General features: G+C 57.9%; 5 protein-coding genes and 1 pseudogene. 4 read left to right on the top strand and 2 right to left on the bottom strand.

Annotated features, from left to right (window positions below; all coding sequences use genetic code 11):
- Nucleotides 1-29: 29 nt before the first annotated feature.
- The 3 genes from IPM59_01540 to IPM59_01530 all read left to right on the top strand — a co-directional run bounded on the left by IPM59_01540 (nt 30) and on the right by IPM59_01530 (nt 7,803).
- Nucleotides 30-5,657 carry a hypothetical protein gene (locus IPM59_01540; protein ID MBK9214276.1) on the top strand — a complete coding sequence of 1,876 codons (5,628 nt, stop codon included), beginning with the start codon at nt 30-32 and terminating at the stop codon, nt 5,655-5,657.
- A 158-nt stretch (nt 5,658-5,815) separates the two neighbouring features.
- A complete protein-coding gene (locus IPM59_01535; GenBank protein MBK9214275.1) occupies nt 5,816-6,748 on the top strand; it encodes an ABC transporter permease in 933 nt (310 codons plus the stop codon).
- A gap of 29 nt (nt 6,749-6,777) precedes the next feature.
- The gene (locus tag IPM59_01530) at nt 6,778-7,803 is read left to right on the top strand and encodes an ABC transporter permease (protein ID MBK9214274.1); all 1,026 of its coding nucleotides are present in this window, start codon (nt 6,778-6,780) and stop codon (nt 7,801-7,803) included.
- A gap of 138 nt (nt 7,804-7,941) precedes the next feature.
- Here IPM59_01530 and IPM59_01525 read toward each other — a convergent pair.
- Nucleotides 7,942-9,098: pseudogene (locus IPM59_01525) on the bottom strand (ISNCY family transposase).
- A 281-nt stretch (nt 9,099-9,379) separates the two neighbouring features.
- Between IPM59_01525 and IPM59_01520 the strand changes: the two are divergent.
- On the top strand, nt 9,380-10,105 hold the full coding sequence (locus IPM59_01520; protein MBK9214273.1) for a hypothetical protein: 726 nt from the start codon (nt 9,380-9,382) through the stop codon (nt 10,103-10,105).
- A gap of 65 nt (nt 10,106-10,170) precedes the next feature.
- On the opposite strand, the gene IPM59_01515 is transcribed toward IPM59_01520, so the two are convergent.
- On the bottom strand, nt 10,171-16,833 hold the full coding sequence (locus IPM59_01515; protein MBK9214272.1) for a VCBS repeat-containing protein: 6,663 nt from the start codon (nt 16,831-16,833) through the stop codon (nt 10,171-10,173).
- Between the last annotated feature and the right edge of the window lie 75 nt (nt 16,834-16,908).

The following is a 16,908-nucleotide window of genomic DNA, read 5'->3' as shown; positions in this document are numbered from 1 at the left end:
TGCAATTGACCCAAACAAGGAGCGAGATTATGTTTACCAAGTTGAGCCGTAGATTGGTTCTCTTCGTTATTGCCGCGATCGCATTGTCGACGCTGACGGTAACGGCGCAGGAGAATATTTGGAGTGCAAATAACGACAGCACGGACAGCATCGTCAAAGACAAGGCTGTTGCGCGGCAGTCATTTCCCACCGAGTTCAAGCTGTTCAACCTTAATGTTGAACCGCTGAAAGCTCAGTTAATGTCGATCACGGATCAACCTGTTGCCCTTACGGGCAACAGCCCGGCGTCGACTGTGATCCTGCTGCCGAACGCCGACGGCGTGCTCGAGAGGTTTGAGGTTTTCGAGGCCTCTAACTTCGAGCCGGCATTGCAGGAGGAATTCCCGAACATCAGGGCCTTTTCAGGCCGCGGTCTTGACGACCGCTACGCGGTGCTCAAGTTGAGCCTGTCGCCGCAGGGGATCCAAACAACGGTCTTTCGTGTGGGAAGGGTCAACGAATACATCGAGCCTTACTCACAAGATCGGATGGTGTACGCGGTATTCGAGCGGAGTCAGCGACGCGGCGAAATGCCGTGGGCATGCACGACCGAAGAGCGAAACCTGATGTCGAGCATTCACTCTCAGGTGTCGAGCCTCAGGCTGCCGGAAGCGAATACCGGAACCATCAGGACGATGCGGCTTGCCCAGTCCGTCAATGGTGAATACTCCAACTTCTTTGGGGCGACCGCTCCGGCTCAGGTTGCGCTAGTCCTTGCTGCTGTCAATGCGACGCTGACGAGAACGAACGGAACCTATGAGAAGGATCTTGCGGTTCACCTGAATCTGATCGCGAACACGACGGATGTTTTCTATTACAATCCAACGACCGATCCTTACACCACTCTCGGCAACTGGAACAACGAGTTGATGAATACGCTCGGCTCGGTGATCGGGGCGGCTAACTACGATATCGGCCATCTGTTTGGAGCTTCGGGCGGCGGCGGCAACGCCGGCTGCATCGGCTGCGTTTGCAGTGCCGACAATACCAAGGGCCGCGGAATCACTTCACCGGCCGATGGCATTCCGCAGGGTGATAACTTCGATATCGACTATGTCGCACACGAGGTTGGCCACCAAATGGGCGGAAATCACACGTTCTCACACGGCCTTGAGGCCGGGGGAGTCAACAACGTTGAGGTCGGGTCGGGCGTAACGATAATGGGTTACGCAGGCATCACGAGCTTCGATGTCGATGATCACTCGATCGATGTATGGCACCAACGCTCGATCCAGCAGATCCAGACGAATCTGCCGTTGAGGCCGTGTCCGGCCGCCGGAACGACCACGATGACGCTAAACACGCCACCGGTCGTCGCTCCGTTGACCAACTACACTATCCCGATCACGACACCTTTTGCTCTGACCGGCTCGGCGACGGATCCTGAGAGCGATCCGCTGACCTATAACTGGGAGCAGAACGATAGTGCTAACTCGGGGACAACGGGAGCTAACAGCCCGGCATTTCCGACAAAAGCGAGCGGCCCGAATTGGCTCACGCAGCCGAATTCCACGTCGCCGACTCGCTTCATGCCAAAGCTCTCGACCATCCTTGCGGGACTGGCTGTTACGGGGCCGAACCCTGGCGGGAATGTAAATACCGAAGCGCTTAGCTCTGTATCAAGGACCTTGAATTTTAGATTTACGGCTAAAGACAACAAACCGTATGTCCCGGGTTCGACCATCGGTCAGACACAGTTTCAGGACATGGTCGTTACGGTCAGCAATGCGGCTGGGCCGTTTCAGGTCACATCGCCGAATTCACCGGTCATTTGGGGAACCGGAAGTTCGCAGGCGATCACTTGGGACGTTGCCGGCACTACCGGGGCACCGATCAATACGGCGACTGTGAATATTCTGTATTCTTCGGATGGCGGAAATACGTTCCCGACCGTTCTTGCGGCGGGTACGGCTAATGACGGTTCCGAAACGGTTACCATGCCGGGAACGCCGACGACTACCGCGAGGATCAAGGTCGAGGCGGTCGGTAATATCTATTTCGACATTTCGAACACGAACTTTACGTTGACGAGCGGCCCCGTGCCGACGCCGACGCCGAGTCCGACACCACCACCGGCAACGCCGACACCGACGCCCACGCCTCCTCCGGGATGTGCGGGGCAGACATTTGTCCCGTCGGGCGGTCTGCCGGCCGTTATACCTGACAATTCGCCGGGCGGCGTGAGCCTGACTATTCCGGTATCCGGACTTACGGGCACATTAACCTCGGCTCAGGTGAGGAACTGGGTGTGGAATCCGGCGCACTCATGGGGCGGCGACATCAAGATGACGCTGCAGGCACCGAGCGGCGGACCGACGGCGACGATCGTCGAGCGGCGCGGCAATACGGTGTGTCCGCCGACTGGATTTGGGTCATCGAATGATCTTGTCGGGCCGTACAACTTTGGCGACGGGTTCCCGAACACGTTCCACACGGTAGCGGGCAATCCGGTACCTGCGGGAGACTATGCTGCCAGCCAGTGCGTATCGACGCCGGGCGAGCAGGTATTCCTTAACACGGTATTCGGCGGGCCGGTTCGGCCGGGCGGCGAGGAACGCGGAATGGATATCTTCGACGGCATGTCGCCTGAGGCTGCAAACGGCAACTGGACGCTGAACATCAGCGACAACGCCGGTGGCGATACGGGAACGGTATCGGCCGTGAACCTCTGCCTCGTGGCGGGTGCCGGTGGGCCTACGCCGACTCCGACACCGCCTTCGACGCCGAGCCCGACGCCAACACCGGGACCGGGAGTAAATTGCAACACGCAGCCCGGTATCATCATTCACGATGACGGAACTATGGAGAATGGCTACAGCGCCAACCCATCGACTATTACGATGTTCAACGCGGTGGACAAGTTTACACCATCAAGTTACCCGTCGACATTCACGTCAGTTTGCGTGGCCTTCATCACGATCGCCGGCACGCCGACGACGCTGAACTTCAACGTGATTGCATACGACGACGACGGAGCGGGCGGAGCACCGGGAACGCAGCTGGGCACGATAGCCGCGACGGCCACGGGCATCCCGGGCGGTCTCGGCGTGCCGGTCTGGCAGACTGTGAATATTGCTCCGATGAACCTGAATATTGGTTCGGGAAGCGTGTATCTCGGAGTGCGGTATGTACCGATGACGACGAACGTGTTTGTAGCCTCGGATGAATCTACAGGAAATCCTGTCGGGTTTGCGGGCGGCTATGCACGGTTCGATACCTCGTCAGGCCCGGCTGCCTGGGGAACGATACAGTCGTCATTCACGGCTTATCGGTCGATGTTTGTTCGTGCGGTAGCCGCGCCGATCGGCGGGCCATCGCCGACACCGACGCCGACACCTCCACCGGCAACACCGACACCGACGCCGACACCGCCGCCTTCACCTTCACCGAGTTGTACGCCCGGCGTATGGCAGGCAGGCCCGGCTCAGACTCCGGCACGCTATGCTCTCCAGTCCGCGCTCGGCACGGACAACAAGCTGTATGTGGTTGGTGGATCGAGTGGCGATAATCTGACCATATATAATCAGGTCTCGCGCTTTGACCCGGTAACGAACACCTGGAGCAATGTCGCTCCGTTGCCGGTTGGCCTTAGCCAGACGGCTTTGGGAGCGGCCGGCGGCAAGATATATGTCGCGGGCGGTTGGCTGGGCGGCACGACCGCCGCGGGCGTGGTCAATACGCTTAGGATATACGACATTGCTACCGACACATGGTCGAGCGGCGCGAATCTTCCTGCTTTCAGGGAGGCAGCTGCAGGGGCGGTCGTCGGGGGCAAGTTTTATGTCATAGGCGGCGATGACTTCAACAATGCGGTGAATACAACATTAATCTATGACATTGCCACCGACTCGTGGAGTACCGGAGCAACGTTGCCTGACCTGCGAACTAACCTCTATGCCACGGCCTCGGGCGGGTTCGTCTATGTTTACGGCGGCTTGCTAGGACCCGCGTTCAACACTGCGACCGATACGCTGCTTCGTTACGACCCGGTCGCGAACTCGTGGACCAATCTAGGTTCGGCCGGCACTGTCGGGGCCCGTGGCAATTACGGCGGCATTTCGCCTCTGGGCTCGGGACAACTGCTGATCACAGATGGAGCGAACGGCAGCTTCGCTCCGAGTGCTACCACGCACATCTTCACGATTAGCAGCGGTACGTTTGCTGTGGGGCCGACCCTGGGCGCTGCCCGTGCGGGACACGCACAAGGCACCTTGCCGGATGGCCGAGTGATGGTTGTTGACGGTCTAACCACGTCGACGACGGCTCTCAGTACGGTCGAACTGTTGTCGGGCCCATGCCCGACCGCGTCGCCGACGCCGACACCTCCGCCGGCGACTCCGACACCGACACCGACTCCGACACCGACGCCAACTCCAACACCGTCGCCGATACCGACACCAACACCGTCGGTAACGCCGACGCCGGCTCCATTCAGTATCACGTTCGTCCAGAACCCGTATACTGAAGACGAGTCACAGACGGCTGTGATCGGTATAGCACGTAGCGGTGACCTTTCTGGTACTAACACGGTGACGTTCACCACGTCGAATGGGACTGCGACGGGCGGGGCCGCTCCCGGACCGGGCCTCGACTATCAGAATGTAACCACTAACGTCACATTCAACCCGAACGAGACGCTGAAGACGGTCAATGTGCCGATCTTCGCCGATCTCTTGTCGGAACCGACGGAGACGGTTAACCTCACCCTTACAGGATGGGGGACGCTGGCACCTGAGGTGCAGAATGCCGTGCTTAATATTAATGACACGGCAACTGCGTTCCGCTTCACAGGGGCCATATGCAGCAACCTCGGCGGTGCGGCTGATGTTTATCCGGCACCGATCCCCGTCGCCGGTGGGCCTGTCCAGATCGGCAATATGCGTGTGACACTCTATGATCTGGAGCACGTACTGCCCGACAATCTCGATGTACTATTGGTCGGCCCGGGAGGCCAGAAGTATGTGCTGATGGGCGATGCGGGCGGAGCAATAGCGATACCGAGCAATAACACTGTAACGCTTAGCCTCCGTGACGCAGGGCCTGGTGTGCTGCCCAACTCAGGGCCGCTCACAACGGGCAACTTCGAGCCGACGAACTGGGAGACGCCTGTGACCAACTTCCCGGGTGCCGCTCCGGCAGGGCCGTATAACGAGCCCGGCAGCACGGTTGGCGGAACGGGAACACAGACGTTCTTCGGCAACTTTGGCCTGACGAATGCCAACGGTGTATGGAACCTCTATGTTCGTGACGATGCGGGAACACCTTTGGGTAATCCTGAGGTCGTGACAGGCTGCCTCAACGGCGGCTGGGGCATCGAGTTCCTGGCATCGACGGCAGCGAACGCGTCCGTTTCAGGTCGCGTCCTAACGGCCGGAGGCCACGGCATCCGGAATGCTGAGGTGGTGATCTCTGGCGGCACTCTGACGGAGCCGATGAGGGTCCAGACGGGCAGCTTTGGATACTACAACTTCGAAGGCCTGCAGACCGGCCAGACCTACATGGTGACGGTCAATTCGAGGCGGTACATCTTTGCTGTTCCGACACAGGTGTTGTCGCTGACCGATAACGTCGCCGATCTCGACTTTGTCGCGATCGACACGGGGGCCACGAACAACTAGACACGCTCCGCAACAAGCGGACATGACTGAAGAGGGCGAGGCTCACCACCTCGCCCCCTTTTTTTTGATCGTTTGAATGGATGCCGGGTTTTGAGCCTGTGTTTTTGCAATTCCGCGAGCGATGGTAAAAAATGTTCGAGAGTTCGCGTCCGCGACCGATGCTTCGATTTTTCATCAAGAAACTGCTTCACGGCCTGTTCATGATCATTGGCGTGTCGATCATTACGTTTGCTCTTTTGTCGGCGGCCGGCGGAGATGCTCTCTCCGGCCTTCGAGAGAATCCTCAGATATCGGAGCAGACCATCGACAAACTGCGCCAAGTTTACGGGCTTGATCGCCCATTCATTGTCCGCTACGGTTCGTGGCTGGGGTCGGCCGCGCAGGGCGATCTGGGCGAGTCGTTCATGTTCAAACTGCCTGTAAGCGCACTTGTCTGGGCCAGACTAAAGAACACGCTGATGATCGGCCTATTAGGCTTGGCGATCAGCGTTGTGGTTTCTCTTGGCCTGGCCCTCATATCCGCTCGCTATCGCAGTCGTCTGCTGGAAGGAGCGATCGATATCATGATCCTCGTTGCGGCGTCAACGCCGCGGGTCGTGCTCTCATTCATCGTGCTCGTAATATCACTCCGGCTGTCGATCGCTGCACCGGTGGCGGGCGAGACCAGCCCTTTTTTGCTCTTTTCAGGCGCGATAGTGCTGGCGATACCACTGATATCTTTGTTTCTCGCACAGGCCCATGACGGTCTGAAAGAAGCGATGAACGAGGATTTTGTCCGTCTTGCACGTGCTAAGGGGCTGAGCGAATGGACCGTCATCGCAAAGCATGCCATGCGCGTCGCGCTCAATCCATTCCTGACACTCTTTGGTCTTGCATTCGGCGCTTTGCTTGGCGGATCCGTCATTGTCGAGACGGTCCTAAGCTGGCCGGGCATCGGTGCACTTATGGTGTCAGCGGTGCGCGGCCGGGATGTTCCGCTTGTAATGGGGATCGTGGTAGTTGCCAGCGCCGCAGTCTGGGTTGGCAATACTCTCGCAGAGGTGTTGCAGGTCGTCAATGATCCACGTATTCAGCCGCATCGAACCAAATGAGGACTGCCGCCGGACCGTATCGACCAAATATGAGCAAGGCGATGACGGCCGGCATGGCGCTCCTGTTTGCCTTTGGCATTGTGGCAGTTTTAGCAGGGTTCCTGTCGCCGTACGACCATCGCGAACAGGCCAGGCTTGAACCATCAGCACCACCGACCGCAGTGCGCTTTTTTGACAGGACGAGTTCGTTCCATATTAGGCCATTTATTTATGCGCGCCGTCTGGTCGACACGCGCGACATGGAGTACAAGGAGGATGATCAACATCCTTTCCCGATCGAGTTTTTTACACGCGGCAGCAGCTACTCACTGTTTGGCCTGGCGGATTCGAACATCCACCTTTTTGGAACAGGTGCAGACGGGCCAAAGATCCGGCTCCTAGGCACCGACCAACTTGGCCGCGACCGGTTCTCACGCCTTCTATACGCCGTCCGATTCTCCCTCATCGTTAGTCCCTTGGGGATGCTGCTGGCATGTATGATCGGTATTCTCGTCGGCTGCATGTCGGGTTATGCCGGCCGGCGCATCGATGCCCTCTTGATGGCGGTTACGGACACGATGATATCACTGCCTACGCTGATCATGATCCTGGCCGTGAGGGCGGCCTTTCCGCTCGAATTACCACCGTTCACCGCCGGTTTATTGCTGGTCGGCATTTTTGCGCTGACAGGCTGGGCCGAGGTCGCACGACTTACAAGGGGACTCGTTCTTGCGGTAAAGGAACGGGAGTATGTTACGGCGGCCAGATCGATCGGGGCAAGCGAGGCGGCAATTTTGCGCCGGCACATCCTGCCAAATATCGCTATGCCGCTCGTGATACAGGCAACATTGATCCTGCCGGCGTTTCTGCTTGCCGAGGTTGCTCTGTCTTTCCTGGGTGTCGGCCTGCAAGAGCCTGAGCCGAGCCTTGGCAACATGCTCGTGGCGGCAGGCGACCTTACGCAGCTTGCCGGGTCGCCATTGCTTACTCTCTCGCCCGCATTCGCTATATTCCTGTTTGTTCTAGGTGTCAGGTTGATCGGCTGGCATCGCACCAAAGGCCTGCCAAGCTCGTGATCCGGCTGCAAATAAACTGATGTTAATAGCAAATGAAGATGTCCGGTTTTGTTAGCACATCAAATGTCCGGTTTGGAGGTTTGGGAGCGGAGCGGCGAGCCGCTCCGGTCCCAAACCACGTCGTTTGGTGACGGAAGGCTTAAGGGGCCTGCCGTCCGGGTTATAACTGCCGATCTCCTGGGGGCCGAAGCCGATGGAGATTGTGCGGTCGAGGTGCTGATAGACGGTGACGCGGCAGCCGTCCATCGAGCGTCGCCAGCTCTGGCGGTCGATCTGGAGGGTAAGATTGTTGTATCTGATGGTATTGTCGCGGTTGACGGTGCGTTCGGTCTGGACCGAGAAGACGCGATCGAGGTCGGTGCGGGTGCAGGGGACAAAAGCACTCGCCTCCGATTCAGCCGCATCGACGGTAAACTTGCGGTTGAACTCCCTGATATATCGCTTTAAGAATCGATTGGCCTCTTCGAGGGTCGATATGCCTCTGAGCCTGATCTCCTGCGGGAGCCGTCCCTGCCAGGTGCGGAAGCTGCGTTCGCTGCGGCCGCGTGCCTGTGGGCTGTAGGCCGGGATAAGCCTTATGCCGAGGTTCCGAAGTGAGCGTCCCACCTGCGTCAATGCCTGGCGGTCAACCGGCTCGCCGGCCTTTGGCGTCGTCCAGAAATGGCTCGCCCGGTCAGAATACAAACTGCAGAAAACACCTTCTCTTTCAACCACTTGCCTTATTGCCCTCATAACGCTGGCCGTCGATTCGGCTTCGACCAGAGAGGCGTGATAGATCTCGCTTGTCGCATCGTCGAGTATCACTATCAGGTCATGCCACCTCTCGTCGCCGAACCACTGGTGCTTGCTGCCGTCTATGTGCAGCATCATCCCCTTTAACGGCTTTCTCTCCCGCTTTCGCCGGTGCTTGCGGCGGGCTTTCTCCTTGGCCACAAGGCCGGCCCCCTGCAGCAGCCCTTTTACCCATGTATAGCTCACCTCTATCGAGTGCTCTTCTCGCAGCTTCTCGTGGTAATGCCTCACGTTAAGGTCAAAGTACTTCTCCCGATACAGCCCAATACCTGCTCAACTATCTCCACGCTTATCCGCTTCGGAGATGCCTTGCCCACTCGCTTGTCGAACAATGCTCCATATCCGTGCTTCTCATAACCGTTTCTGAGCCGTCTCAGGTTCCGGCAGCTCATCCCAAGTATCTCTGCCGCCTCTATCCAACTGACCTTCTTCGCGTATGCCCTCAATATGATCTCCTGTCTTGTCATCGCCTTCTCCAAGGCGGCTCCAGCGTGTTCTGTCATAGCTTCTCTTTCCAAGAAGCTATTCTCTCCTCACCCCTCGCCGCCGAAAGCGGACATATCACCTGCTACTACATCCGGACATATGATGTGCTAACTACAGGCTGCAAATAAACTGATTTACATCGAACAGCCTATTGTGTATCATCGCAATTGAATTTGCCCTTCACAGCAAATTTTGCAACTCAACCAATATCGGTAACATCAATCCTCAGGCCGTAGTTTGTGCCTGATGAAGGTCTGTCGGCATGGACGGCTATCGCCGGTGCCCGTACGGAGGAAATATGTTGTTTTTCAGAATGGCAGCCCGCTTTCTCGCTGTTTCGGTGGTCGTTCTTGCCATGTCGGCGTTTGCGTTTGCGGACACGATCAGACTTAAGGACGGCAGCATCATTAAAGGAAGTATCGTCAGTTTCGGCGGCGGCAAGTTCATCGTCGTGATGGGCGAGGGCTCGCGTCGGCGAGAGTTGACGTTCCTGGCGAGCGAGATCGAATCGATCCAATTTGACACACAATCCGGGTCAACGTCCGGCTCGACCGTCAACCAGAACGCCTCGTACCGGCAGGATTCCGAGCCGCCCGCAAAGGTTGTGTTAAATCCGCCTGTCAGAACGTCGTCATCCTCCGTCGAAAAGATGAAGCCTATCGAATGGCGCGTCAAAGTGTTGGCCGATAATACGGCGAATGGCTGGACTAACACAGGCTGGGTCGTAAAGAAGGGCCAGCGGATCCGCATCAGCGGTGATGGCAAGGTGTCGCTGGGCAAAGGCAAGTCGTCGCCGCCCGCGGGTGTGCCTTCGATAGCCGACGAGCAAAAGCTGCTCAAGAATGTTGCGACCGGCGCTCTTGTAGCCGTGATCGGGGACGACAATAACGATTTTATCTACATCGGAGCCGAGCGTGAGTTTGTCGCAACCCGCGACGGGGCTCTTTTTCTCGGAATAAACGAAGGGAACCTTGAAGACAACTCAGGGCACTTCACCGCGAACGTGCAGATCATTCCCGACTAGAGCGAATAACCCTAAGGTTATTAAAGAGCAAAGAACGGCGGTCGTTTTAGGGCCGCCGTTTCTGCTTATCGGATGAATGCACTCGGCGTCGGAATATCGCCGTCCTTACCGAACCGCGTGATCGTGAATGAGCCGTCGATGCTGCTACGGATGAACCAGATGCCGCCATCGGGCCGGAACACAGATATATCGTTCACCGTGTCGCCATCGTAGTCTGCGGGGACGGGGATATCGCCCGGGAGGCCCCACTTAAAGAAGTAATAATCGATCACCGGATCATCGATATACCAATACGTCGTTGATGGCCGATAGACCGCTACATCAGCACGGCGGTCCCCGTTGTAATCGCCTTGGGTCGGCAGGTCGCCATCCTGGCCGAATTTGAGGCCGAGCAGGCCTTCGGTCGACTGCAACATGTACCAGACGCCGTCTGACGGACGGAATATCCCTATGTCGGCTGTTCCGTCGCCGTCGTAATCTGCAACGGCCGGCACGTCGCCGGGTTGTCCGAATTCGATCGCGCCCTCACTGCGGCCATCGTTGTTAGAACTGCTGTACTCGATCCACCAGATCCCATCGGCCGCGCGGAACACCGCAATATCAGCGACGCCGTCGCCGTTGAAGTCAGCCGGAGTCGGCAGGTCGTCGGGCAGGCCAAACTTCACGATCTGGAATGTGCCGTCAGAACTGCGGAGCACGTACCAGATACCTTCATCGGGGCGATAAACTGCAACGTCGGTCTTACCGTCGCCGTCATAATCGGCGGGGGCGATCTTGTCGGTAGCAAGTCCCCATTGCATTGCCTTGAATCCCGCCGCCGATTGCTCCAGATACCAGAACGTCTCCGATGGCCTGAATACCGACACGTCCGCACGCCCGTCGCCGTCGTAATCGAATGCCACACGATGCTCCGGCGTCGGTGAAGGTGTCGGCGTAGGAGTCGGCGTAGGAGTCGGCGTTGGAGTCGGCGTCGGTGAAGGTGTCGGCGTAGGAGTCGGCGTAGGAGTCGGCGTCGGAGTAGGCGTTGGTGTCGGTGTTGGTGTTGGCGTCGGCATCGGCGTAGGAGTTGGCGTCGGTGTTGGCGTCGGTGTCGCTGAAGGTGTCGGTGTGGGTGTCGGGCCGGCGGGCAGGCACTTGCCCGAGGGGCCGGCAATGACGATCGACGCTAGCTCCTGCGGAGAGATGGCTCGGTTGAAGATCTCCACCTCATCGATCAGGCCATCAAGGTATCTGGCTGAACCGCCACCCGTCGTCTCGCCGTTATAACCGATCGTAAGCGGTGCCGCAGCATCAGGAATGTTTGCTCCTTGCGTGGCGGATGAGATAGGCACTCCGTCGACGTAGAAGATATACGTCGCACCGGACCTCGTTACCGCAACGTGATACCAAGTGTTCGGAGCGATGAGCAACTCAGATGACTGAACGTTAATGCCCGGATCCCCGATCGACGGACTGTTGATGTGAAAGTTCAGGCGGTTGCTCGTAAGGCCGAATATCCATTTGTTCAGTGGGCCGCTGCCTGTGTTGCTGGCGAGGATCGGATTCGAATCGTTCACCGCGTCGAGTTTCACCCACGCATCGATCGTGAAGGCATTACTCCCAAATGCCCACGCAGGATCATCCGGCACGCTCACATGATCGTCGGCCCCGTCGAGAGAGAAAGCCTGACTTACAAAGCCCGCGGCAAATGTCGCTCCGTTTTGAAGCGTGCCGGTGTGGCCACCCTGAACGTCGTTCGCGTTCCCGTTCCCGGGCCACCACGAGACCATGGACGGCGGCGGGGTCGCGCACGTTTGCGGTGCGACGGACTCAGCAATGTAGTAATGGACGATCGAAGGTGACCCTAAGCCGATGTCATTCCAGGTAGCAGCCCGGTTATTGCCCGGAGCGAAGAAGGAGGATATGTCCTCGGTTCCACCAGAGTTATTTGGCTCACCGGGCGACCAGGCTGTGTAGGTGAACGGCTCACCGGTTACCCAGGCCCAATGTCCACCCGGTTCAGAGAGCTTGTCATACTGATAGCCGCCTGTATTCGGGCCTTCATTATTGTTCGCCGTGTCTATCGCCCAGTAGGTTGGGCAGTTGATCCCATTGAATACGAAGGTATTTTCAGCCTCTGTCGTGAGAGCCGCCAGATCAACGCGGGCACCGTTAGGGGCAGTTAGAGTCCGAGCCTGGCTGCGAGCGGCGAGCCAGCTATAGGTGCCCCCCGTGATCTCCTGAACGGAGTAGTAATGGCCATTGGTCCCCTGCTGCCATTCGCCAAGGGGCCACCCACCGGCACACTGTCCCGTCGGGCACACGCCAGCCGCAGCAAATATTTCAGCTTGGGTTAACGCGCGGCCGTAGATCGCGGCTTCGTCAACGATCCCGTTGAACCATCGGGTGTTTGAACCGCCTCCCCACGCGTATCCGATATTGACGGCCCGTGTGTTATTCACGGGCGACGCGAACGGGGTCGTTCCCTGCAGTATGCCGTCAATGTATAGTCGAACAGCCGAGCCGTCCCACGTTCCGGCGACGTGGTGAAAATTGCCGTCGAAGGGATTTACATTCGAACCAACGCCGATAAAGTTGCTTGCACCGCCGCCGCCCGCGCCGATGAAGAACGCTATGCGATCCGATGCTCCACTCGTCGATTGAAACGCCCAGCCTGCGGAATCGACAAAACCGTGAGATTTATCCATTACCAGAGCTTGTCCGCCCTGTGGGCCGTTCGACTTCATCCAGAACTCGGCTGAGAATCCACCGGGGTTGATGTTGAGATCTGTGTTGTGCGGTATCGTGACACCGGCATTCGTTCCGTTGAGGTTGAATGCCTGCCCGACTTTTCCAGTGGTATATGTCGTTCCGCCGACAAGAGTTCCGTTGTTCGTACCTACGCTGTCGCTGGGGTTGCCCTCACCGCGCCACCAGCTGATCTTGTTGTCGGGCGAGGTGATCGGGCATCCGCACGAACCGCCGGTGAGCGAGAAATTATCGAACGCTACCGAGGTCATGTCGTTCGACCCGGGCTGAAGCTGGAGCAGGAATTCGAGCCGCGTTAGCGGTGATGAGCTGCTTTGCGAGAATATCAGGTTGTTGTTGAAATAGCCGCTGAGCGTCGATCCGACGCGCGAGATCTTGAATGTCCCGCCCGTAGCGGCCGTCGGCGTGCAGCCCTGCAATGAGCCGTTCCAGACGTGGACGTTCGGATTTGCGCAGGCATTGTCATACACGTCGAACATAAATGAGTTGTTGGCAAATGTCGTGTGCAGTTCGACCTGGTCGATCGCGGGGCCGATCACGGCATTACGAAAATCGACCTGTGTTGAAAAATCGCCGCTGATCTGTCCGCCCAATGCCGCCAGATTCAACTGCACGGCTACATTCTGCTGCCCGCCTGGGCTGTTCATCGCAGTCTTGGCAAGCCGCACGTCGCCCTGCGTAGTATCGACCGAGAACAATCCCGGCGTAGTCTGGATGACCGACCAATACGCCGGATCGAGGCCATTAGTAAAAGTATCGTTGTACGTCGCCGAGCCCGGCAGGCAGTTGCTGCCGCATACTCCACTGGTACCCGAAGCGTGGATCCCCGCAACCTCGCCCGCCGTCAAACCGCGGTTATAGAACTGCAGCTCGTCGATATTGCCGTCAAATGCGTTGACGGGAAACACAACATTCCGGCCCAAAACGATCGGCTCGGTCGAATTGTCAACAGTACCGGTTTGGGCGCGGCTCGCAACCTCTACGCCGTCAACATATACCTTCATGAACGAGCCGTCGTAGGTCGCAGCAACGTGCTGCCACACACCCGTTTGCAGGACATTCGCCGGCGTTTGAAGGTGCTGGTAAACCCCGCCGATCATGATCACCCACTGTAGTGATCCGTCAGCGCCGAACGGTGAATGCACCGTTTCGAACACGTACCCTCCGACGTTGCCGGAAGTGCGCTTTTGCGCGATCGAACGTCCGTGCCCGAGTGTGTCTTGCTTGATCCACGCCGCGATCGAGATATTGCTCCCGGCATTTTGATTTGCCGCATGAGGCACGACCACCTGGTCGTCCACACCGTCAAAACTAAACGCCTGTCCAACTTGCCCCGCGGTAAATGCCGTCCCGTTCTGGAGAGTACCGTGACTCGCTCCAGCGCTGTCATTCGCATTCCCTTCGCCCTTATACCAAGCGAACATGCCGCTCGGGGCAGGCTGGCACGTCGGGCTCGGACTTGGCGTTGGGGTCGGTGTTTGCGTCGGTGTCGGCGACGCGCAAGACGACGAACCGTTGTACCTGACCAACGCGAAATCGTCATCCAGTCCGGTCGATGTCATCCCGCTGACAACGATCCGGCCGTCGGATTGGATGGCGACACCGTACGCGATGTCGTTGACGGTCTGGATCGGTGTTATGACTTTTCCGGTTCCATTAAACGACGTATCCAGGGAACCGTTCGGCAGATATCTCGCAACAGCAAAGTCTGACGCTGACACGATGTCAGAGACGTCACCGACCAGAACTATCTTACCGTCGGGCTGGATGGCCAGATCGTACGCAATGTCCCGTTCCGAGCCCGGACCTATCGGCGTCACCACAGTACCGGTTCCGTTGAGTGTCGTGTCCAACGATCCATCGGTGTGATAGCGTGCAAGTGCAAAATCCGAACCGATGCCTAAGCCGCTCGAGCTCGACCCACCGACGACGATCTTCCCATCAGACTGAATGCCGAGCCCATATGCCTCGGCGGAAAAGCCGATAGGCGTAACGACTTTTCCAGTTCCGCCAAACGTCGTGTCGAGTGTTCCGTTCGTGTTGTATCGAACAACCCCAAAATCGATCGGGCCGCCGGCAGCCAGGGTCCGCGGCACGTAACCCGCCGCAACTATCTTGCCATCGGACTGTACCGCGATGGATTGGATGAGTTCGCCTGCGGGCCCTATCGGTGTCCGGACGATTCCCGTTCCGTTAAAGGTCGTGTCGAGCGAGCCATCCGTGTTGTAGCGTACAACGCAAAAATCGTAGTTTGTATCGGTACAGCCACCACCGACGACTATCTTCCCGTCAGCTTGAATGGCGACAGATGAAGCGATATCCGTGCTGCCGATCACCGTGATGACCTTCCCAGACCCGTTGAAGGACGTATCAAGGCTACCGTCAGTATTGTAACGAGCTATGCCAAAATGAAATCCCGGCGACGACGCGATGCCCACTACAACGATTCGGCCGTCCGACTGGATTGCTACCGCATCTCCATGATCGGCGCCACCACTAAATTGAGTGACGACCCTACCGTCAGAGTCGAATGACGTGTCGAGGCTGCCGTCAGGATTATGACGTGTCAGTCCAAAATCATAGTCGGTCCCGTTCCAGGTTGAGCCAACGGTCACGATGCGGCTGTCACCTTGAAGAGCGAGCCCTGCTCCGCGGTCAATGTTGCCAAATGACGTAGTGACCTTGCCATCACCGTCAAACGTCGTATCAAGCGAACCGGCCGGCGGGCAGCTTGGCGATGGCGTCGGCGTCGGCGTAGCGGCGGCACACGTATTGAGCAAAACGGAAATGTTCCCAGATGTATAATTCGTCGCCGCGAGGTCCGGCCTACGGTCACCGTTGAGGTCGCCTGCAACGACGGTCAGCGGATTGTCTCTGCCGGTCCCGAAACTGGCTGATGTACCGAAACTGCCATTCCCATTGCCGAACGCTACAGCAATGGCGTCATCAAGGTTCCCGGTCGCAGCCAGATCGAGTTTTCCGTCGCCGTTGAAGTCGTTTAGGGTTACTGACGTCTGCGCGAATCCCACCTGTACATTAGGGCCGGCCGTGAATCCACCGACGCCGTTGCCGATCAGGACGAACAGATTATTTCCTATGCTGCCCGCGACCAAGTCCGGTTTGTTGTCGAGATTTACGTCACCAATGGCGACGGATGTCAGTGGGATACCTACCGAAGTGTGCGATGGCGCACCGAATCCGCCCATGCCATTGCCCAAAAGCAGAGAGACCGAAGATCCCTGATTTGCGGTGACCAGATCGGGCTTGCCGTCCAGGTTAATGTCGCCCGATGCAATGCCACCAATCCCACCGCCCAGGAAGAACGGAGACTGTACCGTAAAACTTCCGGTACCAGTTCCCAGCAGTATACTTATGGTATTAGAGCCGAAGGTGGCCAGATCGGCCTTGCCGTCAAGGTTAAGATCCACCACGGTGATAGAATCGGGGTTGACCGCGGTAAAGTTTGCCGCCGCCCCAAAACCTCCGGTTCCGTTCCCCAATATGACGGAAACACTATTCGAGGGATGGTTGTTTGCCGTTGCTATGTCCGCATTGCCGTCCTGATTAAAGTCACCCGTGACCATAGAACGCGCCTGGCTCGCAACCGCAAACGTGGTGGGCGATCCGAGCTCGCCACTCCCGTTCCCGAGAAAAAGAGCGACGGAGCTCGCATTGAGCAACGATGCGGCAACGTCAGGATTCCCGTCGTTGTTGAAATCCGCTACGACCTCGCCGATCGCGTTCGGAGCCGGACCATAGACCGTCGCGGTCCCAAAGCTGGGGGTCGTGCATGCAGATGGGGCTTCGGACGAGAGATCGGGCGCGGTGAGGCCGAGGAATGAGGTGATCGCCTCGAGCGACATGGCGCTCGGCATGGTGTTTGTTGAAGCGGCAAGGGCTGATGCCGAAAGCACTGTAAACAGGGCAATTGCGGCGACCCCATAGCTGTTTTTGAACGTTGCCTTGACAATGCCTTTCATACCTCATCAACCTCCTGAAAGCGAGCAAGATCCTCTTCGGGCAGAGTAGACCTTTCTCATTCAGTCTACAAGGCG

The sequence above is a fragment of the Chloracidobacterium sp. genome (assembly GCA_016715795.1).
Classification (GTDB): domain Bacteria; phylum Acidobacteriota; class Blastocatellia; order Pyrinomonadales; family Pyrinomonadaceae; genus OLB17.
The sequence above is the reverse complement of the archived record's forward strand: the minus strand, read 5'-3'. Positions and strand labels throughout refer to the sequence as shown.